The organism is Congregibacter sp. (assembly GCF_047617445.1).
In the GTDB taxonomy this organism is placed as follows: domain Bacteria; phylum Pseudomonadota; class Gammaproteobacteria; order Pseudomonadales; family Halieaceae; genus Congregibacter.
Genome location: NZ_JBLGBE010000013.1, coordinates 33,097 through 55,752, shown reverse-complemented (window position 1 = coordinate 55,752; position 22,656 = coordinate 33,097). Strand labels below are relative to the sequence as shown.

Genomic DNA, 22,656 nt, shown 5'->3' with positions numbered 1-22,656 from the left:
GACCGGAGCTTTGGGCCATAGGGGATTCTCCTGGTGTATTACGCGAAGTTGGCTTCGCGCTGATCTGGATTTGTCGGCGGGCTTTTCTTGCCACACTACTACCAAGATAGTATCTTTCATAACAAGACTAATAAAGTCGGCCGACCAACGAGCGCAGCATAGTCCGCTTAGCTGTTAGGCCGGATTGGACGTAATCCACGGAATGACTGATTCTCAGCAGCACTGGCGGCATGCGCCGGTTCGCCCCAATGATTTGCCACCTATGGACCTGCGCGTACGCCGGGAAGCTGATGGTCATATATGGCTAACCCACGGCATGCCGCTGGAGCCCTTTGCGGCGCTGTTTATCCATCACATTAGCCAGCAGGCGCTGGCGCAACCCGACAAAACGGCCTATGCACGCCGCGAACCAGGAGGAGCTGCCGCCGGCGCAGCCTGGGATCGCCTGAGCTATGGTGAACTCGAAGTTCGGGTACGGCGCGTGGCGGGTTGGTTCACGGAGCAAGATGCCCGTGGCGAGGTCCTGCTCCTGCTCACAGGTAACTCTATTGATCACGCGGTGGTACGACTCGGCGCCATCGCGGCAGGCGTTGTTGTCTGTCCGGTCAGCGCGGCGTATCTAACAGCCGGGGGTGATTTTGGTCGTCTGGCTTATGTGCGGGACCTTGTGCAGCCGCGATATCTGTTTGCCGATGTCGCAGCCACAGTGCTGGGCGCCGCGAGCATTTTCGCGCAAGGTGATTACACGCTCTTGAGCAGTGATCTGGCAGGGTCCGATGGGCTCCCGATACGTACGATAGACCTCCATCACCTTGAGCAGTCTTCGCCCCTGGAAGGTAGCGGTGATGGAGATCCCGATGCGCCGTGTGCCTACATGCTTACCTCCGGCTCGACCGGTCGACCTAAGGCCGTCATACAGACTCAGCGAATGATCCTGTCGAATCTTCATCAGGCGCGGCAGATACTTGGGCAAGCAGCCGGTTGGTCAGAGTACATGCTCGATTGGTTGCCGTGGAGCCATGTATCGGGTGCCTTTAACCTCTATGCGGCAGCGACCTTTGGTGGTTCTCTCTACATCGATGATGGCAAACCAGCGCTTGGGCTCTTCGCAGAAACCATAGCCAACTTACGGGAGGCTCCTCTCACCTACTTCTGCAATGTGCCTCTGGGTTACGGAATGTTGGTCGATGCTCTGCGGGATGACAGCAAGCTGCGGCAGGTGTTTTTTGAGAAGCTTCGACTGATGCTGTACGGGGGGGCGGGCCTTTCTCAGCCTGTGATGGACGCTTTACAGGGTATGGCTGTGGCCGAGACCGGCAGTCGCATCATGATGACCACCGGCTACGGATTGACGGAAAGCGCGTCTGGCTGCATGGCTATTTATTTCCCTACAGACAAGGTCGGTATTGGACTGCCCATGCCGGGTGTGGAGACGCGCCTTGTACCGCTTGGCGATGCCCGCTATGAAATTCGTCTACGGGGGCCCAATGTTATGCAGGGCTACCTCAACAACCCACAGGCAACAGCCGGCGCCTTTGATGAAGACGGCTGCTTCAGAACCGGTGATGCTGCTAGATTTCACGATGAGAGTGACCCCGAGCAGGGCCTTGCCTACGCTGGACGCTTGGTAGAGGAGTTCAAGCTGAGTTCCGGCACTTGGGTGCGGGCCGGTGCTGTTCGCGCCGAGATTCTCGCCGCATTTTCGCCGGCGTTCTCGGACCTCCTTCTCTGCGGTGTCAACGAAGCCTTTTTGGCCGCGTTAGTAGTACCCAACATTGCGGGCCTGCAAACCCTATCGGGCCTTGATAGTACAGATCCTACGGTTTTGGCTGCGCACCCATCAGTGAGAGCGAAGCTGGAGCAGTGTTTGCGCAACTACAACGGAGCTAACCCTGGCCGCAGCTCAGCATTGCGGCGTCTGGCGTTCATGCAAAGCCCTCCTGATCCGCAACGTCATGAGATATCCGACAAGGGCACCATTAATCAACGCATCGCGGCAGATAATCGCAGCGATGAAATTGCCAATCTCTTCAAAGACGCGCCGGGAAAGCAGGTAATCGTAGCGTCGACTTGAGCATCGGGAACAAATCATGGAACTGACGAACTGTACCGCTTTAGTGACCGGGGCCAATCGAGGAATCGGCGCGGCCTTTGTTGCAGCGCTTTTGGAGGCCGGTGCACAAAAGGTTTACGCCGCTTGCCGTAACCCGGAGGCCGGTGATCTGGAGTTTGACGCTCAGGATTCACCCCGTGGTTTTGGATGTCACGGACTCGAAGTCGATTACCGATCTGGCTGCGCTGTGTCAGGACGTACAGCTGTTGGTCAATAACGCCGGCCTGTTTGCTGATACCACCTTACTCACTGCCCCAGATATCACGGCGGCGCGACAGGAGATAGAGGTGAACTACTTTGGCCCCTTACAGATGTCCCGGACCTTTGCGCCGATTCTCAACGCTAACGGTGGGGGTGCGATAATGAACGTGCTGTCGGCGGCTGCCATAGTGCCGATACCCAACATGGGCGGCTACAGCCCGTCTAAGTTTGCAGCCAGAGCCATGAGCGTGTCTTTGCGCGCTCCATCGATACGCGTATGTCTGCGCATGTCGAGGGCAACAAGGAATCGTCAGCGACGGTGGCTACGTCGGGGCTCAAAGTGGTGCGCAGAAACATCCCGGAAGTTGATACGGATGCCTTCGCCGTCAGTGTGCGTGCAGCCCAGGCGCGCGACCCGGCCAAACTGGAGCAGCAGATGGCTGCCGCACTGAAGCTGCAAACTCTGCATACGGGGCGTTAGCCCCGATCTATTGAGGACTCCACCCGTGTTTGATTTGATGTTGTTTAATTTTCTGTTGCTGATTGGATGCATGTCAGCGCTGTGGCTACTCAGTATTGTCTTGGGTGATGTGTCGTTTATCGACAGCTTCTGGGCTTTTGGTTTTGTCATCGTTGCTGTCGCCAGCTTCGGGTACCTGGGTATGCAAGAGACATTGCATAGTCATGTGTTGTTGTTAATCACCGCTGTTTGGGGTCTACGTCTGGGTCTGTTTTTGTTCTTACGTTGGCGGCGCGATGGCGCGGATCCTCGCTACGTACGGATGGTCGAGAAGGCTTCGGGCAGTCCTCATTTTTTTACCCTCAAGTCTGTGTTTTTGCTTCAGGGCGTCATGCTCTGGGTGGTGTCCTTACCCGTACAACTGGGGATTTTTTATGACTCAGGGTTCTCTTTGGAAGCTCTGGCTTTTGCCGGTATCGGGCTTGCTGCACTTGGGATCTTGTTCGAAAGCATCGGCGACCATCAAATGACGGCCTTTCGCGCCAATCCGGACAACAAAGGGCAAGTCATGGACCGTGGTTTGTGGCGTTACACCCGGCATCCCAACTATTTTGGTGATGCCTGCGTTTGGTGGGGTTTGTTCCTTATCGCCTTGGATGCTGGTGCGCCCTGGTGGGTAGTGGTGGGTCCAGCGCTGCTCAATTGGACGCTTGTTCGTTGGAGCGGTGCAGCTCTCCTTGAGCGACGCATGAAGCGGTCCCGCCCGGGTTACGAAGACTACATCGCCCGCACCAGCGGGTTCATCCCGCGCCCGCCCAGAGTGCGTTCCTGAATATGTCCGCGCCGCAGCGCGTCGTCATTATCAGCGGTGCGGGCAAGGGCCTGGGCCGAGCTTATGCGCACTATCTTGCTGAGCGTGGTTTCTCGATTGTTGTGAATAATCGTCGACATGCTTCGGACGAGGAGACCAGCGCGGATGCGGTGGTGCGCGAGGTTCGCGCCGCGGGCGGGGAGGCGGTGGCACACTACGGCGCCGCGGAGGATCCACAGACCGGGGAGTCCTTGCTTGCACTCGCTTTGACAAGCTTTGGACGTCTGGATGCGGTGATTGCAAATGCCGGAGTTTCTGAAGGGACCTCCTTCTGTAAGCAGACTCCCCAGAGCATTGAGCAGAACATCAGTATCAATTTGCTCGGTACTGCCTATCTTTTACTTCCCACCTTTCGTCATTTGTACGAACAGCGCGCCGGTCATGTGTTGCTGAGCACCTCGGCCGCCGGTTTGTTTGGCGGGCATGGACTGCCTGCTTATTCAGCTTCCAAGGCCGGGCTTATAGGCCTCATGCAAAGCCTCGCGTTGGAGGGCGCGCCTCACCGCGTGTTTGTTAATGCCATCGCACCTTTTGCTCGAACCCAGATGACGGAGGCCTCGCTTGAAGCGGCCACTGTGACGGGCCTTGCACCGGATGAGGTCGCACCGATCGTCGCGCGCTTGCTGGCGTCGGACTGTGAAATCAGTGGTGAAGTAGTGGTGGCCGCAGCGGGTCGTGCGGCCCGCGCCAAGATGTTGTGTGGCGTTCCTGGTGTTGTTGGCGGCGCCGACGCGAGCATTGACGCGGCGCTAAGGAGCCTTGTGAGCTCTCCAGTAGCTTTGGAGCATCGTGATGCTGTCGCGATGTTTCAGTCGTTTATTGGCGGCAACTGATGCGCAATTCAACGTCTTGAGGACTTAACTGATGCTGGAACCTCTTTTAGCTCTTAGTATGCCTTTGCTCCTTAACTTTGGCGTGGCGATTGGCGCCGTAGTGGCACTCTGGTTGGTCAGTATTGCCATTAAAGATGTGTCGATTATCGACATGATTTTCGCCGTGATTATGTGTCTGATACTCCTTGCCTCGGCGCTCATGACGCCACAGCTAGGGGCCGCTGATAAGGTGATGCTTGGGGTTGTTGCGCTTTGGGCCGTGCGCGTCACAGCCCATCTGGTTCGGCGCAACTGGGGGCATGGCGAAGATCCCCGATACAGCAAGCTGCGAACCTGGGTAGAGGGCGAGTGGGCATTCCATTGGCTGAGCCTGCGCAAAGTGTTTCTTTTGCAGGGCGTGGTTTTGTGGTTTGCGACGCTGCCGGCCCAAATGGCCATTTTGTTGCCTGAGCCGTCTGGGCCGACATTGATGACCTACATCGGCGCCACCATTGCCCTCCTAGGTTTGCTAGTTGAAACCGTTGCAGATGTTCAGCTGACTGCTTTTCGCGCGGATCCAGATAAACAGGGCACCGTGTTGCAGTCGGGGCTCTGGCGGTACTCCCGACACCCCAACTACTTTGGTGAGTTGTGTGTTTGGTGGGGGGTGTTTGTTATGGCCTGTGCAAACCCCTGGGCGATCGTCTCCATTATTGGTCCCTTGGCTTACAGCCACCTCATCGTTAACGTAACAGGACAGGCGACCCTCGATAAAAAGCTCGCGCGCGAGAAACCGGGTTATGCGCAGTACATGGAGAGAACCAGTGGGATGTTTCTTTGGCCGCCAAAATCGCCGCGCAATTAACAATCCGTAGAGACTGTGTGCTCGAACTATTCGCTAGCGATCGCTTTACTTAGGTCCTGCTTCAGAAAGGCGACCAGATCCTCATCAGTACACTTTGCTGAGTGTGTATGAGGAAAGACGTGTTCTGGACGTACGGCCCGATCAAACCAAATACTGCGTCCGGCAGCAGAGGGACGCTCGGCCGCAAGCCATAACGCGGTATCGGCACCTTCCGCTGGGCTTCGCAAAATCGCGCCCTGAATTTTGTAAAATGTCGGCAGTGCCTTTTGAACACCCTCTGTGCGTGCCCAGCCCGGGTGCAACACGTAGCTGTGACCGCCCATGGGCTTCAGCCGCTCGTTCCAAAGTCCAGACAGTACGACTTGACCGCGTTTGTGCGAAGCATAGGCCACTTTGCCGCCGTAGCGCTTTGCATCAGTTACGTTCAGCAGCTTGGTATTCTGGGGAACGTTATAAAGACCGCCTGAGGCCATGTTCACGATTAGAGGTTTTTCTCCAAGCAAGCCCGCGTCTATCAGGCCTTCTGTCAATTGATACTGCCCCAGCAGATTGATGACGTAGGTAGTCTCAAAACCTTCCCCGGTCATTTCCAATTCGTTAAACAGCACCCCCACGTTGTTTTGCAACACATCAATGCGCCTACCATCATCACGCAAGGAGGCCAGTAGGGTCGCGATGGATGCCACCGAGGATAGGTCGCAAATTCTGCTTTCTACGCGGGCCGCCGCTTCGGGTGATAGCGACGCGCGGGCCTGAGCTAGTTTGTCTTCGCTGCGCGCTACCGCAATCACGGTGGCGCCAGCTTCTGCTGCGCCGGCAACAATAGCGGCACCAATGCCACCGGAGGCGCCAGTAACCAGCCAGTTCTGACCCGTAAAATCTCGCTTTGACCTCGTCCACTGCGTGCGACGGCCCCAATAACCAATGCGGCTGTAAGTAGGGGTAAATCGACCATAAAAGCCGAGAATTTTTGCCAGATCTGAAGCCGTCATTTTTTGAGTAGGTCCTTAAGATGTAGCCCAGAGATCTTCGCCCCGCGCCCAGGTTGCATGGAACCCAAAAGGTATCCGTTGAGGTATACGTACTCGTGCGATGGGTCCTTGTTCAATGTCAGTGGCATCAAACACTAGAGACCAGGACGACCAGTCCTTGCTGTCCGTGACCAAGGTGATGATGTAGCCATCGTCCTCCGCGCCGTCGCGCGTCGCGCCGGTTTTGGGTGCGAAGGCTGCCTCGCTACCAAACACGCCGAGACCATAGTCGTACTCCCAGCGCTTGCCTGTCTCATTGTCATACTTAACAAGCCCATTAAAGCGCAGGGTATGACCACCTTCGTGCAACAGCGGTATGCGCTGATGGTAGGCATAGCGGCTCTTTACGCCCTTGAACATGAGGTTGATCTTGTTGAACTCGGTGTTCAAATCATCCAGATCGCCTTCACGTACTTCGCCGGTTCGAAGATTAAAGCGCCAGCGGTAGTTATTAGCTTCCAGACGCATGTAAGCCAACATGTGTGACAGCTCGCCGCCATCACCTGTGGCATCAGGCATGGGGTTAGTGGATCTGCTGCCGTCCATGATGATCCAGTCGCCGTCTTCCCAGCAGTTGCTGGTATGCAGAATGTAACAGGGCTCACACTCGAACCACTTAATGGCGCTACTGCCGTGCCGCTGAGGGTTACGTGGTGCGATACCAAAGCGTGTCGGTATGTCTGTATGAAAAGTCAGTACGCGTCGGCGATGTTGCCGCAGTATATTCATGTCGTGAAAAAAGGGTAAATCATGCAGCACCGTATAGTTCTCGGTGTAGCCCATGTCGTGGGGTAGGCGCGGGCCCGGCAGTTCTACTTCGGTTTCATGCAGCAATTTGCCGTTGGCATCGGCAACGCCATAGGTCATGAAGGGTGGCTCATCGCCATAATCGAAGAACAGAAATTCACCGGTTGCCCAGTCGACGCTGGAGTGCGCCGACATTCTGGGATGCTTGCGCCCCTCAATGTTGAAGGCTTCCAGGGTATCGAGCGATTGTCCGTGCAGCGCAAGTGGGTTTCCGGCGTTGTACCACATTGTCACTAGCTGATTGCGATAAAAGGCGACATCAGTGTTGGAGGTATCTTTGATTCCAAATGGAGACACGCTGTAGTCGAAGGGGCCCATGATCCCGGGCGAAATCGAACGAATGTTTTGACGTTCGCTAAGCAGAGCATCGGTTTGAATCCAGCGATTGGAGTAGCTGGCCTGCCCGTCCTTGAAGTACACACCGTGCACCATGCCGTCACCGTCAAAAGGGTGGTAGCGATTCTTAGGCGGATAAACGGGGTTGGGACCGTTTCTAAAATAGGCGCCCGCCAGATCGGTTGGTAGCTCGCCCTCTACTTCCAGCCCCGCTTTGGAAATTTCATGCACTGTAGGAGCATAGGGCCCGTGGAGGTAGGGGTTGTCGAGACCGTATATCCATTGCGGCGTGTCATCAAAATGAGTCACCTCACCAATGCACTCTTGCACAGACGGGTACTCCATCATTACTCGTGCAGCGTCCAGCATGTTTTTTCCTCTGCGTAACTACCCCTATATACGAACAGTATATCTTTACAGTACGATTATGCAAGTCGCTATTTGGCGGCGCTTGCACCCGTTTTCCCTCTCGCCTAGAATCGGTTCGTTAATAAAAGTGACTGGCAGGAATTCTACCTATGATCGACCCTCTTAAGCGCCTGCGCGTGCCGGTGTTTCAGGCACCGATGTTTTTGCAATCGGGACCAGAGATGGTCATTGCTGCCTGCAAGGCCGGCATTGTAGGCAGCTTTCCATCGATCAATGCGCGCACGACTGAAGAGCTTGAGGCGTGGCTGGACAAAATAACCGCTGCAGTCGATGAAAACGATGCTCCCTGGGCCATCAACCTCATGATGCACCGGAGTAATAGTCGGCGCATGGACGATCTGGCTCTTGCAGAGCGCTACCAGGCGCCCCTGGTTATTACTGCTCTGGGTAGCCCTCAAGAAGCCGTAGAGCGCGTACATGCCTACGGCGGCAAAATTTTGGCAGATGTCATTGACATGCGTTTTGCCGCAAAAGCGATTGCAATCGGCGTCGATGGTCTAGTCCTCGTGGCCGCGGGTGCCGGTGGGCATACCGGGCAGCTGTCAGGTTTTGCCTTTGTGCAGGAAGTGCGTCAACACTTTGAGGGTATTGTTGTGCTTGGTGGCGGTATTAGTACAGGACGCGCAGTTCGGGCTGCCGAAGTATTAGGCGCAGACTATGCTTATATGGGTACGCGGTTCATCGCTTCGAGCGAAAGCATGGCGGAGGCCGATTATAAAAATATGGTCGTTGAAGCGACTGGCAGTGACATCGTTTGTTCTGATGCGCTGACGGGTGTGAAGGCAAACTGGCTTCGTACCAGTTTGGAACGAGCCGGCTATGACCCCAACAATATGCCCAGCGCCGGCGACATCGATATCATCAAATCCGCGGGTGATGTTAAGCGCTGGCGTGACGTCTGGGCGGCAGGGCAGGGCGCGGGATCGGTCAACGACATACTACCTATCGCTGCTATTGTTGAACGCTTGGAGCGCGAATACCGAGAGGCCTGTGATCTATGAACATCCGCAGTAGTGATCAACGCATTGCTCAGCTCACCGAGGCAGGACTGTGGGGCCGTCAAACACTCCATAGTCTTCTGGAGACAAATGCCAAATCCACGCCAGATCGCGAAGCGGTGGTCGATCCAGAGAATAAAGCTGATCTCATGGGCCAGCCGATGCGGCGCTTATCGGTTCTGGAATTAGATAGGGCCAGCAGCGCCTGTGCCCGGGAGCTTGCGCGCCGGGGTGTTAAGGCCGGTGATCGGATTGTTTTGCAGCTTCCCAATACCAGTGAATTGATTGTGCTCTATTACGCGCTGAGCAAGCTCGGCGTGGTGATTTCTCCCACAGCAGTGCAGTACGGCAAGCACGAGCTCTCGCACTTTAAGCAAGAGCTGGCTCCCGCAGCGATGATTACCTTGGGCGATTTGCGTGGGTCCAGGCTTGCGGATCAGGCTCGTGAGATCATGGGCGACACGCCCGTTTGGGATGTGACCGACGATCTTGACGTCTTTTCGGGCCTGAGCGAGGACGCCGGAGGTGAATGGGCGAGTGATGCGAACGCGACCCTTACCATCGCCTGGACTTCCGGAACCACGGGCACGCCCAAGGGTGTGCCGCGGTCACATAATATGTGGTTGGCTCAGGGAAGGTTGACTAGCTACGCGGCTGAGTTCACCGAGGGTGAACGTTTCTTGTCACCTTTCCCCATGATCAATATGGCGGCACTGGGTGGCTTTTTGTTTCCGTCAGCCCTGCATAACTGCACGCTGGTGCTGCATCATCCGCTGGACATCCCTCTGTATTTGAAACAGCTGCAAGACGAACGCATTAACTACACGCTAGCACCACCACCGCTGCTCAATCGACTCGCGCAGCAGCCAGAAATGTGGGAGCAGTTTGACTACACGGCGCTGCGTGCTATCGGATCGGGTTCGGTACCATTGTCTCCGGCGATGATTGAGACTTTCGAGTCGCGCTTTAAGAAGGCGATTATCAATTTTTATGGATCCAACGAAGGGATTGCGCTGATCTCTACACCGGAGAACTCCCCCTCGCCAGAACATCGTGCCAGTCTCTTTCCGCGCTTAGGTGCTTCTGGTTTGAACTTTGGAACCTACGCCGAGGGTGCGATTATTACTCGCATCAATGATCCTGACACGGGAGAGATTGTGGTTGAGCCCGGGGTATCCGGTGAGCTAACGGTCGCCGGCCCAGGTGTATTCGATGGCTATCTCAACCACGATGGAAGCGATGTTTTCACTACCGACGGATTCTTTCGAAGCGGTGATCTGGTCGAGATATGTCCAGAGAAGCCCAGTCATTATCGTATCGTTGGTCGCTGTAAAGACATTATTAATCGCGGCGGCATCAAGCTTTCGCCGAGTGAGCTCGACACGCTTCTGGAGGGGGCCTTGGGGCTGGCAGAGGCATCGGTTTGTGCGTATGCAGATGAGGATCTCGGTGAGAAGGTCTGCGCCTGCGTCGTGCCTTTAGCGGGCACCGAAATTCCTACACTAGAAGCACTTTGTGCGCATCTTGGCGAAAAGGGTGTAGCGCGTTTCAAGCTGCCCGAGCGTTTGGAAGTGTTTGATGCATTGCCGAGGAACCCTTTGGGTAAGGTAATGCGCAATGTACTCCGCGAGCAGGTAGAAGCACGCGAACAAGAAGGAGCAACTCCATGAGCAAGGTTTACATTCTCGGCGGCGCGCAAACTGATTTTGCGCGCAACTGGCACCGCGAGGGGCTGGATATTTACGCAATGTTTCGAGAGGCCCTCGAATCTGCTATCGCAGATGCCGGTGTAGAGCCCGCACAGATCGATGTTGGCCACGTCGGCAACTTCGTGGGCGAGCTCTTCTGCAGACAGGGATTGATTGGCGGTTTCTTCGCGCAGGTGTATCCAGAAATGGCAGGTATGCCCACTTCTCGGCATGAGGCAGCCTGCGCCTCGGGCTCCATGGCGATGCTGGGCGCTATGCGCGATATTGAAGCCGGTCACTACGAGACGGCATGCGTGCTGGGCCTTGAGTTTATGCGCAATGTCGACGGGCGAACGGGAGCTGAGTATCTCGGCGCTGCGGCTTGGCAAGGCCACGAAGCGCAGGAGGCAGAGTTTCCCTGGCCGTTTATGTTCGACCGTATCAGCGCTGAGTACGACAAGCGGCATGGGTTGCGTCACGAACACTTGGCTCGAATAGCTGAAATAAACTTTTCCAATGCTCGCCGTAACCCCAGCGCCCAAACCCGCGAATGGGAGTTTCCGGAGGGTTGCTTCAGCGAGGACGATAAGCTCAATCCGGTTGTCGAGGGCCGCGTGCGCAGACTCGACTGCGGCCAGATTACCGACGGTGCGGCATGCGTGATTCTGGCCAGCGAAAAGGCAGCCATCGCCTATGCGCAGAAAAAAGGTCTTTCGCTGACTGACATTCCCTGCATCAAGGGCTGGGGCCATCGCACGGCACCACTGCTGTTGGAGCAAAAGTTCGCTATGAGCGAGGGTCAGCCACTGTTGTTCCCGCATGCTGCCGGTGCTTTGCATGATGCGCTCGGCCGTGGTGGCTTTGGCGCCGTCACGGAGCTTGATGGCCTGGAGACCCATGATTGCTTCACAATTACCGAGTACATGGCCATTGATCACAGTGGTCTGACCGCACCCGGAGAAGCTTTTAAGGCCATAGAAGAGGGCATCATTGAGCGGGACGGGAGTTTTCCCATCAATGCCAGCGGCGGCCTGATTGGATTGGGACATCCTGTGGGTGCTACCGGTGTGCGGATGGCTCTGGATTGCGCTCGTCAGGTTACCGGACGAGCAGGTGCTATGCAGATTAGCGGCGCAAAAAACATGATCACCTTTAATCTGGGGGGTAGCGCAACGACCTGCGCCAGCCTGATAGTAGGAGTTGGCGCTTGAATGAAGCGCTAATTTATGGCGGTGTGCGCAGTCCGCGCGCTAGGGCAAAAGCGGACGGTGGTCTACATGGTGTGACCCCGCATGAGTTGCTCGCGCAGCTGTATCGGGCACTTCAGGAACGTACGGACCTGAATCCTCAAAACATCGACGAAGCGATTCTTGGCTGCGTCACTCAGTATGGTGAGCAAGCAGGAAACATCGCCAAAGCCTCTACCTTGTACGCTGGCTGGCCTTTTGAGATAGCAGGCCTCACGGTCAATCGTTACTGTTCTTCTGGTCTTGATGCCGTCGCTTTAGCGGCAATGAAAATTAACGTGGGAGCGGCCAGCCAACTGATGGCCGGGGGGATCGAAATGATGTCCCGGGTGCCGATGATGGCAGACGAAGCGCGGGTGTTTAAGGATCCGGACTTTGCCATGCAATGCCGAGTTTTACTCATGGGTAGCGGTGCCGACTTGATCGCGTCCCGCGCCGGCGTGTCGCGCAAGGAAGCTGACACAGTGGCATTCAATAGTCAGCAACGCTCCGCACATGCACGGGCTGAGGGTTACTTCGCCAAGTCCATTGTGCCTATCCAGACGCCCACGGGGGTCGCCCTGGAAGACGAGTGCATTCGCCCCGCTATAACGATGGAAGGCTTGGCTGCCATGGAGCCGGTTTTCGCAAAAATTGGTGCCGCCGGTGCAGATGCGTTCCAACTGGCGAGCAGCCCAGGTCTTGATGCTATAGAGCATATTCACACCGCAGGTAATTCTCCCGCCATGGCCGATGCGGCTTGCGTGCTACTGCTGGGTGATCGCACTAGTGCGGCGACGCTTGGTGTGGCGGCTCGGGCCCGCATAGCCAGTAGTATCACGGTAGCTGATGATCCTCTTGAGGTGCTCACCGGTTGTGTAAAAGCGGTGCGGTCACTACTCGATAAGACAGGATTGTCCGTTGACGACATCGATCTATTCGAAATTCACGAGGCTTTTGCGGCGACTAGCGTTGTTGCCGAGCGGGAGTTTGGGATTGATGGCGAGCGTCATAACGTTAACGGTGGCGTGATTGCCCTAGGGCATCCCATGGGTTCTACGGGTGCTATTTTGACCCTGACTCTATTGGATGAACTCGAGCGGCGTGGATTGCGCCGGGGCATTGTTTCTACCGCCGGGGCGGCGGGTTCCGGGAGTGCCTTGTTGATCGATCGAGACCTTTCGGCTTAAGCCAAGTTAACGGTTTGCACCTGCGGTGGTCGAGCGAAGGGGATTAGGAGGGCGCCGACTCCTGCCACACAAAGCATGAGGGTAAACGCCAGGTCGTAGTCTCCGAGACGGTCATAGATCATGCCGCCCATTGCCGGGGAGAGTGCGCCGACGATGCAGGTAACGGTCGTTACGATGCCAAGTAAGGGCGCAAACGCTGCCATACCGAAGTAGTTGCCGAGCATTGTGGCAAGACTGACGTAGCATGCGCCAAAACCCACGCCCACGCCCAGAGCATACACGTAGATCTGCCAGTTACTGTCGATCATCGCGAGGGTTTGTAATCCGATGCCCATGAAAACGAGGCCGAAACACCAGGTAAAACGGGGCTCGATTTTGCTGCCAATAGTGCCGCTTCCCAGACGGCCAATAACGCTGGCCATTACCAGTAAGCCCACAGAGGTGGCTGCCAGTGAGTCGTCGATTCCTCGGTCCTGCATATGTACTACGCCGTGGGCTATGCACAGGTTGAACACCATGGTGAAGGCACTTGTTCCAAAAACGATGAGCCAAAACGCAGGGGTTCTAAGCGCCTGGCTTACCGTCCAGGAGTGGTCCGTGTGATGGATCGCGCCCTTAACCTTATTTGCGGCACTGTCTGCCAGGGCTGCGGCTTCGATGCTCGCGTCTCCGTCAGGGAGCTGCCCCAGTTCTTCTGGGCTGTTTCGCACAAACAACATAGCGAGAGCCGCGGAGACGAGACAGCAAGCGCACACAATGTACCAGCCGACCCGCCAATCGTTACCGAAGAATTCCACCGCAGCGCTTAAAGCGGGTATGGCCAACATGGACCCGACACCCGAGGCGCACAGGACCACAGACATTGCCAAAGGCTTTCGGTGTTTGAACCAATAGGTGATGACCGACTGCACGGGAATGATTCCCGCAAAGCTGAAACCCAGTCCACAGACCGCCCCAAAAAACAGGTAGTAATGGAGTTCGGTACTGGTAATCGTGGCCATAGCGAATGCACCGACTGCCAATATCAGTCCACCTAATGTGAAGGTCAGTCGTACCCCAAGTTTATTTACGAGTACGCCTACAAGCGGTGATGATAGGCCGACAAACAGCAAAAAGGCCGAGAAGCCAAAGCCCAGCTCGCTGCGGCCCAAGCCTAAATCCTCGGCCATCATCGCATTGAGCACGGACCCGCCGTAGTAGGGAAAAGCCGTATTAATAAGGTAGATGGTAAAAACGACGGCGACGAGCTTCCAGCCGTAAAACTCGTTGTTATTACCTTCTTCTCTCATGTTTTATCCTCGGCTTATGGGGCCTTAAAACTAAGCCCACTGTCTGCCGCCAACCAGGCAAAAACAGCAAACGCTGCTACGTTCTGATCAAGATCATGGGGGTTGATCTTGTCCAGAGTATCATCTGCCGTGTGGTGAAGGTCGAAGTAGTCATTGCCATCCTGATGAAGCCGCAGCGACGGCATTCCGGCTTTCACCAGAGGTGTTAAATCAGGGCCTGCGCCCGGGGCGTCATTGCTACCTGGTGCGACGCCAATGGGAACCAGCAACTCGGCGATCTTATTAACCAGCGGCTGAGCTTCTGCACTGACTTGTGATGTGAGTTGCCAAATGCGGCCGGCGCCAAAGTCACTCTCACTGCCGATGATCTGTTTGTCCAAGTCTTTCTTATGACGCTCGAGGTAGGCAAAGCCACCCAGCAGCCCTGCCTCCTCGGCACCCCAGAGAATTAGTCGAATGCTGCGCTTTGGGCGCTTACCACTATCGAGAATCAGTTTGGCCGCGGCGGTGGCGATGGCAACGCCGGCGCCGTCATCAATCGCACCGGTGCCAAGATCCCAGCTGTCCAGGTGGCCGCCGATGATAACGACTTCATCGGGTGACTCGCTGCCGCGAATGTCGACAATGACATTACCGCTTTCTACTTCGCCCAAAGCTTTGGGCTGTAAATTAAGACTAACGCGCATGGTTTCGCCGCGAGCATGAATACGTTCCAGCTGGTCTGCATCGGGGTTGGAAAGTGCGGCGGCGGGGATTTTGTTGATAGCCGGATCGTAGCGCATAGAACCCGTGTGCGGCATGCGATGGGAATCGGTACCAATGGATCGAATAAGAATCGCGATGGCGCCCTTGCTAGCGGCAATGCTGGCGCCGCTGCGGCGGAGGCGGCCATGGAACCCATAAGAAGAGCCGTTCTGCGTTTTTTGCATGGCATGGGACACAAAGGCAATCTTTCCTAAAAGGCTATCTGGTTCAGCCGCCTCAAGTTCTGTGAGCGTCGAAAACATAGCGATGTCTGCTTTCAGGCCGGTCTCAGGCGTCGCCACAGATCCACCCAGGGTCGTCAGTGAGAGAGGTTGGGGGTAAGGGCTCAGTAGCTCGGCACTCTCCGAGCCTCGTTCCCACGCCTGCATGGTGAACGGTTCTACCCGGACATCCTTAAACCCGAGGCCCTGAAGCTTTGCAACGGCCCAGTCTCTGCCTCGGGCTTCAGCTGCGGTTCCGGCGAGTCGGGGCCCAACCTCGGTCGTTAGTGATTCTACGATGGTATAAGCCATGGAGCCTTTCATTGCGGCGTCGCGCAATGCTGTCGCGTGCTCTACGCTTCCTTCGCTAAGCCCCAAGTCATTGTCCTGCGCAAACGCGGGGCTCATTGCAACGGTCATGGGTGTTAGGCAAAGAAGAGCCTTGAGCGAGATCGTGGCTAACTTGTTCATCGATAATCCCCTAAAAGTGGCGGCTGTTAGTGTGCCATGCCTTGTTGAATTCAGCTCTTGCGAATGCCAATACGTACCAGACCGGTTGCATGAACCCGGGGTTCGCCATCGGGGTTGAAAACAGTAGCCTCTGCAAAGAGGTTCTTTCCGATACGGCGGGTGGCACGAGAGGTCACATAAAACCCATGTTTTTCTACCGGCAGGGTCAGGTCTATCTGCAGGTTTCGAGTTGCGAAATAGCCCATTTCGGCAAAGCGCAATCCCGTCAGCCCCAAAATGATATCGATAACGCCTGAGGTCACGGCACCGTTTACAAAGTCCTGACCAATGCCGCCCAGATGATAGGACTCGATTTTTGAAACATCGCCACGGGGCCGATCCGGGTCGGAAAGGTCGACGACCAAGCCCAGGCGCTGTACAAACTCCATTTCATTGAAGCGAGATTCTAATGCCGGCCAGTCACCCTGACTGATAAGTAGACCCATAGATGTTGACATAATCAGTCCTTACGTTTTGCGTGATGTACCATCAAAAAAGCCCCGTCTCCGGGGCTTCTGACTGAGTCTCAATGGGCTCAGCGGGGTGTTCGTAGTAGTGTGTCAGACGATGTCAGACAGGAACCACGTCCTCTGCTTGGGGGCCTTTCTGGCCGTCCGTGACCGTGAATTCTACTTTCTGACCGTCAGTCAGCGTTTTGAATCCGTCACCTTTGATCGCACTGAAGTGAACGAAAACGTCTGGGCCGCCTTCGCGTTCGATAAAGCCAAAGCCTTTGGATTCGTTAAACCACTTTACGGTACCGGTTACTGTCGACATACTTTTTTACCTTTAATTTACTCCGCCGCCTTCATTGCTGACACTGCGTAATGCAGCCTTATAGCGATGTTGGCTCTAGCGGTTTTATATAGTGCTTACACCAGATAGTGACTTCTACTACTCTCTTGATTCCACGCAAACGAGAAAGCTACAGGCAGCATGACCAGGCAGCCGAGTACGGACAGGGGAGACTATCCCTTGCCGCATAAGGCGTTGGAAATGTGCGATCGCAGGATCTGCGCGGGCGTGGCGTAAGATTTCGTATTCAACAACGTCTGTACTTTTTGTTCTTGTGTCTCTATCTGGATGAACCTGCTGTTCAAGACAGCACCTGAAGTGTAGCACTCCCAGTGGGAATGCGCTGCTTGCATCAAATTTGTGGCCTTCAGGGTTTTAGCGCCAATTCTGATTCTATATCGCCCTTTAATACAGGGTATGAACTACATACGCTGTCCAGCAATTCACCATTGGTCTTATACCGAGGCATCAGGATGCTCATGCTCAAACCAATGCCGCGTACGATTGACCATGGCAACAAGCGACAACATCACCGGAACCTCAACAAGAACACCTACGACCGTCGCTAAAGCGGCTCCTGAATTCAAACCAAAGAGAGAGATGGCTACCGCCACAGCTAGCTCAAAGAAGTTCGAGGTGCCGATAAGGCAGGCGGGTGCAGCGATGTTGTGTGGCAATTTCATGGCTTTTGCCGCGCCGTAAGCAATTGCAAAGATGCCGTAGGTCTGGATCAGCAACGGTATTGCGATCAGCACGATCACCACAGGCTCATCAATGATTTTTTCGGCTTGAAAACCGAACAGCAGAACAACGGTTGCCAGCAAGCCAATCACTGACCACGGTTTTAATCCGCTGACAAACGCATCAACTTGCCCGTTGTCTCCGTTCCCCTCAAGCCGGCGGCGAGTGAGTGCGCCTGCGACCAGCGGTAGCAGCACATACAACACCACGGAAAGCAGCAAGGTCTCCCACGGCACGGCAATATCGGTTACACCCAAAAGCAGAGCCGCAAGCGGTGCAAAAGCAAAGACCATGATGATGTCGTTGACTGAAACCTGCACCAGTGTGTAATTCGGATCGCCGTCGGTGAGCTGGCTCCATACGAACACCATGGCCGTACAAGGCGCAACACCCAGGAGTATCATCCCGGCGATGTACTCCGTTGCGGACTGGGGATCAACCCAACCCACAAAAAGCACCTTGAAGAAAATCCAGCCCAACGCCGCCATCGTGAACGGCTTGATCAGCCAATTCACAACTAGTGTCAGTAATAGCCCCTTCGGCTTTCTGCCAACGTCTTTGATCGCTGTAAAATCGATCTGCACCATCATTGGGTAAATCATCACCCAGATGAGAACAGCGACGATCAAGTTGACATGAGCGTACTCAATGGTCGCAATTCCCTGAAATACGCCAGGCAACACATTGCCCAACAAAACCCCAGCGACAATGCACAGCCCCACCCAGACGGACAGATAACGCTCAAACAATCCCATGTTTGTCCTCTTCAATTCGCTGGAATAACTCGGCGAGTTGTTCAGTGGAGACGTTTAGATCCGACTCCGCTAGTAGCCGCTGCACTGGCAATCCAAAGCCGCCTCAGCTAACCGGCAAAATCTTCATAATGTTGGTGTCCCCTGGCGTACCCATAACTTCACCGCGAGTCAGTAACAGTGAGTCACCTTTAGACAAAAGATCGTTATCACGCAGGTACTCAATGGCATTGACCTCGATGTCATCGTGTTCAAAGGATTCGGCGTCAAAGTACAGCGGAATAACACCCCGGCACAGGCTCAGTCGTGAAAGCGTGCGAGGATTGTTTGAGAGCGCAAAAATAGGCAGGCCCGAGCTTAGCCGCGACATGAGCAGCGGCGTTGTTCCTGATTCGGTCAATGAGGCAATACCACGCACATTGCTGTAGTGGTTAGCTGCGTAGATCGCCGACATAGCGATGGTTTCCTGAGGGCTCGCAAACTGCCTCTCCAGGCGATAACGTGATGTACGCGCCACCGGGTGACGTTCGGCGCCCAGCGCGGCATCCGCCATCGCTTTAACCACTTCTACCGGGTATTCACCCACAGCGGTTTCTGCCGACAGCATCACTGCATCCGTTCCATCAAGCACCGCATTGGCAACGTCAAAGACTTCGGCGCGAGTAGGCATGGAGCTGCTAATCATCGACTCCATCATCTGAGTTGCTGTGATGACCAGACGATCCATACGCCGCGCCCGGGAAATGAGGTCCTTTTGTATGCCGATGAGTTCCGCATCGCCGACCTCCACACCCAGATCTCCTCGCGCGACCATGATGCCGTCCGAGGCTTTGATAATCCCATTGAGTATGTCGTCGTCCGCAACAACTTCGGCGCGCTCAATCTTGGCAATCACTGCGACCGATAGATCTTGCGCCTTCAGGAGGGACTGGGCGTGTTCGATGTCTTTAAGGCTGGAAACAAAAGAGATCGCCACGTAGTCCGGTGCGATGCGCCCCAGGCTCGCAATGTCCTCGACGTCTTTTTCAGTGAGTGCCGGTGCCGCGATGCCTCCGCCTAAGCGATTGATACCTTTGCGAGAGCCCAATTTGCCGCCCACAGTTACCGTGCAATCCACGGCCGATTTCTCGACATCATCCACGCGCAGCCGAATCCGACCATCATCCAGCAATAGGATGTCGCCGCTTTGGAGGCTGTCGAGCATGGGGAGATAGCTAAAGCTGACTCCCCGCTGATCACCGCCACCCTCAGAGATGCGGCTGTCCAGTCTAAAGCGGTCGCCGACATTCAGTTTGATACTGCCGGCACTAAAGCTGCTTATGCGAATCTTGGGACCCTGAAGGTCGGCGAGGATGCCGACGTAGCGTCCGTGCACAACCGATTGCTTGCGAATACGGTCAGCAACCGCCGCATGCTGATCAACACTGCCGTGGCTGAAGTTCAGGCGAAACACGTCCACACCGGCTTCCAGCAGTTGTCCGATAGACTCCGCGCTTTCGCTGGCGGGACCGATAGTCGCGACTATCTTGGTACGTCGATTTACTTTGGTACTCACGTGATTTTTTGCCCTGTTCTTAGTTGTAAGGCCTTGCGCTGACGACTCGGTAGTCCCTGCACCACTAGTGCGTAGGAGTTATCGATCATGCGCTCGATTTCACCTTTTGGGATGCTGCCGTCAAGTAGCACCGTATTCCAGTGTCGTTTGTTCATGTGATAGCCAGGCATTACTGCCTCGAAGATATCGCGAAGCATCAGCGCTTCGTTAGGCTCGCATTTGAGATTCATGCGCGCCACGCCATCCTCGGTTCCCAGCGTTGCGAACATTTTGTTCTGCACCTTCAATACCGCCACACCCGGACCAAAAGGGTAGTCCTCCCAGGCCTCCGGGCGTCCTAAAACGTAATTACGCGCGTCATCGTAGTTCAAGGCAGGGACTTTAAAAACATCAAGACTGTGATTGTTTGACGTTCAAGACGAGGGCTTTGCTGTGTTGGCAAATGCTTCGCTGAGCGCCCGACTGCGATCCGGGAAGTCACTAAAGACGCCATCGACCTGCAAGTCTTCAAAAAACAGCCGATGTAGTTCTTCGAAACTGCTGATCCCCGGCGGCAATTGATCCGCTCGGAAGGTGTAAGGGTGAACCACCAGGCCTCGCGCATGGGCGCGCTTCGCCAGGTCAGTGATTTGATATTTGCCCTGATCATCCGTGCCCAGATAGAGCTGCATGAGCCAGGGTCCAATGCCATCGGCATACTCGGCAACGGCATCCAGACCCGCGTCGGTACGCAGGGCATCGAAGTCGACACTGCCGCTCTCATCCCAAGCGTTCTCTGCAATCAACTGGACCAGGGGTAGCACGGTCTTGAGCTTGTACTTGAGTTGTCGCAGGGCCTCGGGCTCAAAGCTCTGAAGAAATACGAGATCCTTACGCTGGTCCCAGCCACTTTCTTTGAGTACTTGCATCACCGCTGCGGGTAGGTCCTGCCCCTCGCTGTGATGAAAGGCGCTGGCCTTCATCTCTACGTAGAGTCCCGCCTGATGATCGCGACTGCGGTTGAGTCCGGCGATCAACGCGATTTCTTCTGCCAGCGTGGGCACAGCAGACAAGCCTGCAATGGCCGGAAAGCGCTCAGGAAACACGGCCTCTCCATTGGGATTTCGGCGCTCATGTGCTCGAAGGCGGCGGATTTCGGCGAGAGTGAAATCAATAGCGTAGAAACGGCCATCGGCCCGGGCCCTGTCTGGAAACACCTTTGCAACATCGGTGGTCGAGTCCAGATGGATATCGTGCAGAACAATGGGCATGCCGTCCCGGGTCAGCACCACATCCTGCTCAATAAAATCCGCGCCCATGGCGTGGGCCATAGCTTTGGCCGGCAGTGTGTGTTCGGGAAGATAAGCGCTGGCGCCCCGGTGGGCGATGACGATGGGTTGTTGTGTTGTCATGGCGCAGCCCCCCTGAGCCAAGACGCAGAGCAGGCTAATACGCCTAAGTGTAGCAATGCACCGTGCGCGGGTCTTTGCAGGCCGTTGCACGGTGTGACTTAGCAGCTTAAGTCGATAGCTACTTTTTGACCTGCATCTTGATGGTTTTTTCGGTGGCAGGTCCGTAGGGCGGCAACATGCCGCCGAGCTTGCCGATGTTAAAGCGCGATTGGCGGAAAATAGCTTTGGCATGACTGAATGTCTTGAACCCGTCATGACCATGATAAGCGCCCATACCGCTGGGGCCTACACCACCAAAGGGAAGCTCTTCTTGCATGATGTGCATGATCACGTCGTTGATAGTGACACCGCCAGAGGTGGTGCGCTTTAGAATAGCTTCTTCTTCATCTTTGTTACGGCCAAAGTAGTAAGCGCCCAGGGGACGTGGGTGCGCGTTGACGTAATCGATGGTTTCCGAAAATTCCTTGTAGGTCTTAATCGGCAAAATGGGTCCAAAGATCTCTTCTTCCATCACCTTGCTGTCCTCGGGAGGATTGACGACCAGCGTGGGTGGAATCTTGAAGGTGCCTTGCTGTGAGGCAAAGTCTTCGTTGGCGGGGTTGATGGACGTTGTTGTTACACCGCGCTCAGCCGCATCAGCGAGATAACCATTGAGGCGCTGGAAATGGCGCTCGTTGACTACCGAGGTGTACTCCGGGTTGTCCAGCAGCTTGGGGTACATCTCTTCGGTGACTGACTTAAGTGCCTCAACGATTTCGCTAAGACGCTCTTCGGGCACCATGAGGTAATCGGGTGCCAGGCAGATTTGTCCGGCATTGAGAGTCTTGCCCAACATGATCCGCTGGACGGCCATCTTCAGGTCGACGTCTCGAGAAATGATCACCGGTGATTTTCCGCCGAGCTCCAGAGTAACCGGCACTAAATTGCGCGAAGCAGCGGCCATAATGTGTCGGGCAATGCTCGTAGCACCGGTGAAGACCAGGTGATCAAAGGGCAGTCCAGAAAAGGCCTGGCCTACTTCGGGGCCGCCGGTAAATATGGCGACTTCTTTTTCGTCCCAGGCCTCGGCGACCATTTCGGCCATGACTTCTGAGGTTGCTGGAGTGAACTCCGAGGGTTTGATCATAGCTCGGTTGCCCGCCGCCAAAACTCCTGCAAGTGGACCAAAGGTCAGGTTCACTGGGAAGTTCCAGGGAGAGATGATGCCCACAACGCCTTTGGGTTGAAACTCAATGGTAGAGCGGCCACCGAGCAGGTTCACAGGAAACATGGTGGGGCGTTTCTCGCTGCGCATCCATTTTTCGAGATGCTTCTTGCAGTGCTTAAGAGGCGTAATGGAGGCGGCGACGTCGGTGAGGAGCGATACTTCGCGGGGGCGGCAGCTGAAATCGGTGTTTAGCGCATCAACCAGTTTGTCCTGGTACTTGATGCAGGCATCGATACCCCGGCTCAGGCGGTCTCGGCGGGTCGCGGCGCTGACGCTGCCTTCGGCGAGGTAGTCACTTCGCTGTGCTTCAAGGACGCTTTGCATGAGCGTTTCGGCATCCGCGACGTTCGTGGCAGTTTGAGGCGCATTCATTATTCTTCTCCAATAGCAGTTATTAAGCTTAGCCTCTCAGTATAGCTGTGAT

General features: G+C 55.5%; 21 protein-coding genes and 1 pseudogene. 11 read left to right on the top strand and 11 right to left on the bottom strand.

What is annotated here, in order from left to right; translation table 11 throughout:
* Nucleotides 1-202: 202 nt before the first annotated feature.
* From ACI9KD_RS05235 to ACI9KD_RS05205, 7 genes and pseudogenes are all read left to right on the top strand, one after another.
* A complete protein-coding gene (locus ACI9KD_RS05235; RefSeq protein WP_414980103.1) occupies nt 203-2,074 on the top strand; it encodes an AMP-binding protein in 1,872 nt (623 codons plus the stop codon).
* Nucleotides 2,075-2,090: 16 nt separating this feature from the next.
* Nucleotides 2,091-2,330, top strand: a complete 240-nt coding sequence (locus ACI9KD_RS05230; protein WP_414980106.1) for a hypothetical protein — start codon at nt 2,091-2,093, stop codon at nt 2,328-2,330.
* Nucleotides 2,218-2,517: pseudogene (locus tag ACI9KD_RS05225) on the top strand (SDR family NAD(P)-dependent oxidoreductase); the annotation flags it as partial. The gene ACI9KD_RS05230 and the pseudogene ACI9KD_RS05225, both read left to right, overlap by 113 nt.
* Nucleotides 2,518-2,591: 74 nt before the next feature.
* Nucleotides 2,592-2,795: a hypothetical protein gene (locus ACI9KD_RS05220; protein WP_414980105.1), complete on the top strand. Its 204-nt coding sequence runs from the start codon at nt 2,592-2,594 to the stop codon at nt 2,793-2,795.
* A gap of 25 nt (nt 2,796-2,820) precedes the next feature.
* Nucleotides 2,821-3,606, top strand: a complete 786-nt coding sequence (locus tag ACI9KD_RS05215) for a DUF1295 domain-containing protein (RefSeq protein ID WP_414980102.1) — start codon at nt 2,821-2,823, stop codon at nt 3,604-3,606.
* A gap of 2 nt (nt 3,607-3,608) precedes the next feature.
* Nucleotides 3,609-4,478 carry an SDR family NAD(P)-dependent oxidoreductase gene (locus ACI9KD_RS05210; protein ID WP_414980101.1) on the top strand — a complete coding sequence of 290 codons (870 nt, stop codon included), beginning with the start codon at nt 3,609-3,611 and terminating at the stop codon, nt 4,476-4,478.
* 31 nt (nt 4,479-4,509) lie between these two features.
* The gene (locus ACI9KD_RS05205) at nt 4,510-5,322 is read left to right on the top strand and encodes a DUF1295 domain-containing protein (protein ID WP_414980100.1); all 813 of its coding nucleotides are present in this window, start codon (nt 4,510-4,512) and stop codon (nt 5,320-5,322) included.
* A gap of 26 nt (nt 5,323-5,348) precedes the next feature.
* Here ACI9KD_RS05205 and ACI9KD_RS05200 read toward each other — a convergent pair whose 3' ends face one another.
* Together ACI9KD_RS05200 and ACI9KD_RS05195 are read right to left on the bottom strand one after the other, a co-directional pair.
* Nucleotides 5,349-6,314 (bottom strand): SDR family NAD(P)-dependent oxidoreductase, encoded by a 966-nt coding sequence (locus ACI9KD_RS05200; protein ID WP_414980099.1) that lies wholly within the window; start codon nt 6,312-6,314, stop codon nt 5,349-5,351.
* Nucleotides 6,315-6,329: 15 nt separating this feature from the next.
* Complete coding sequence (locus ACI9KD_RS05195; protein ID WP_414980098.1) at nt 6,330-7,865, bottom strand: carotenoid oxygenase family protein; 1,536 nt, start codon at nt 7,863-7,865, stop codon at nt 6,330-6,332.
* Between the two features lie 149 nt (nt 7,866-8,014).
* Between ACI9KD_RS05195 and ACI9KD_RS05190 the strand changes: the two genes are divergently transcribed.
* From ACI9KD_RS05190 to ACI9KD_RS05175, 4 genes are read left to right on the top strand one after another with little or no spacing between them, the layout of a single operon-like run.
* Nucleotides 8,015-8,926 carry an NAD(P)H-dependent flavin oxidoreductase gene (locus tag ACI9KD_RS05190; RefSeq protein ID WP_414980097.1) on the top strand — a complete coding sequence of 304 codons (912 nt, stop codon included), beginning with the start codon at nt 8,015-8,017 and terminating at the stop codon, nt 8,924-8,926.
* On the top strand, nt 8,923-10,593 hold the full coding sequence (locus ACI9KD_RS05185) for a class I adenylate-forming enzyme family protein (protein ID WP_414980096.1): 1,671 nt from the start codon (nt 8,923-8,925) through the stop codon (nt 10,591-10,593). Before ACI9KD_RS05190 ends, ACI9KD_RS05185 begins: the two co-directional genes overlap by 4 nt.
* Nucleotides 10,590-11,822 carry an acetyl-CoA acetyltransferase gene (locus ACI9KD_RS05180; protein WP_414980095.1) on the top strand — a complete coding sequence of 411 codons (1,233 nt, stop codon included), beginning with the start codon at nt 10,590-10,592 and terminating at the stop codon, nt 11,820-11,822. Before ACI9KD_RS05185 ends, ACI9KD_RS05180 begins: the two co-directional genes overlap by 4 nt.
* A complete protein-coding gene (locus ACI9KD_RS05175) occupies nt 11,819-13,027 on the top strand; it encodes an acetyl-CoA C-acyltransferase (protein ID WP_414980094.1) in 1,209 nt (402 codons plus the stop codon). Before ACI9KD_RS05180 ends, ACI9KD_RS05175 begins: the two co-directional genes overlap by 4 nt.
* On the opposite strand, the gene ACI9KD_RS05170 is transcribed toward ACI9KD_RS05175, so the two are convergent.
* From ACI9KD_RS05170 to ACI9KD_RS05130, 9 genes are all read right to left on the bottom strand, one after another.
* A complete protein-coding gene (locus ACI9KD_RS05170) occupies nt 13,024-14,316 on the bottom strand; it encodes an MFS transporter (protein ID WP_414980093.1) in 1,293 nt (430 codons plus the stop codon). The two genes, ACI9KD_RS05175 and ACI9KD_RS05170, sit on opposite strands and share 4 nt — an antisense overlap.
* A gap of 14 nt (nt 14,317-14,330) precedes the next feature.
* Nucleotides 14,331-15,752, bottom strand: coding sequence for a M20/M25/M40 family metallo-hydrolase (locus ACI9KD_RS05165; RefSeq protein WP_414980092.1), 1,422 nt, complete (start codon nt 15,750-15,752; stop codon nt 14,331-14,333).
* 50 nt (nt 15,753-15,802) lie between these two features.
* Nucleotides 15,803-16,249, bottom strand: coding sequence for a PaaI family thioesterase (locus ACI9KD_RS05160; RefSeq protein WP_414980091.1), 447 nt, complete (start codon nt 16,247-16,249; stop codon nt 15,803-15,805).
* A gap of 112 nt (nt 16,250-16,361) precedes the next feature.
* The gene (locus tag ACI9KD_RS05155) at nt 16,362-16,568 is read right to left on the bottom strand and encodes a cold-shock protein (protein ID WP_414980090.1); all 207 of its coding nucleotides are present in this window, start codon (nt 16,566-16,568) and stop codon (nt 16,362-16,364) included.
* A 473-nt stretch (nt 16,569-17,041) separates the two neighbouring features.
* Nucleotides 17,042-18,082: an ACR3 family arsenite efflux transporter gene (gene arsB, locus ACI9KD_RS05150; RefSeq protein ID WP_414980089.1), complete on the bottom strand. Its 1,041-nt coding sequence runs from the start codon at nt 18,080-18,082 to the stop codon at nt 17,042-17,044.
* A gap of 103 nt (nt 18,083-18,185) precedes the next feature.
* Nucleotides 18,186-19,634 (bottom strand): pyruvate kinase, encoded by a 1,449-nt coding sequence (gene pyk / locus ACI9KD_RS05145; RefSeq protein ID WP_414980088.1) that lies wholly within the window; start codon nt 19,632-19,634, stop codon nt 18,186-18,188.
* A complete protein-coding gene (locus ACI9KD_RS05140) occupies nt 19,631-20,005 on the bottom strand; it encodes an MmcQ/YjbR family DNA-binding protein (RefSeq protein WP_414980087.1) in 375 nt (124 codons plus the stop codon). Before ACI9KD_RS05140 ends, pyk begins: the two co-directional genes overlap by 4 nt.
* Nucleotides 20,006-20,047: 42 nt before the next feature.
* Nucleotides 20,048-21,256, bottom strand: coding sequence for a glycerophosphodiester phosphodiesterase (glpQ, locus tag ACI9KD_RS05135; protein ID WP_414980086.1), 1,209 nt, complete (start codon nt 21,254-21,256; stop codon nt 20,048-20,050).
* Nucleotides 21,144-22,604, bottom strand: coding sequence for a coniferyl aldehyde dehydrogenase (locus ACI9KD_RS05130; protein ID WP_414980085.1), 1,461 nt, complete (start codon nt 22,602-22,604; stop codon nt 21,144-21,146). Before ACI9KD_RS05130 ends, glpQ begins: the two co-directional genes overlap by 113 nt.
* Nucleotides 22,605-22,656 lie beyond the last annotated feature (52 nt).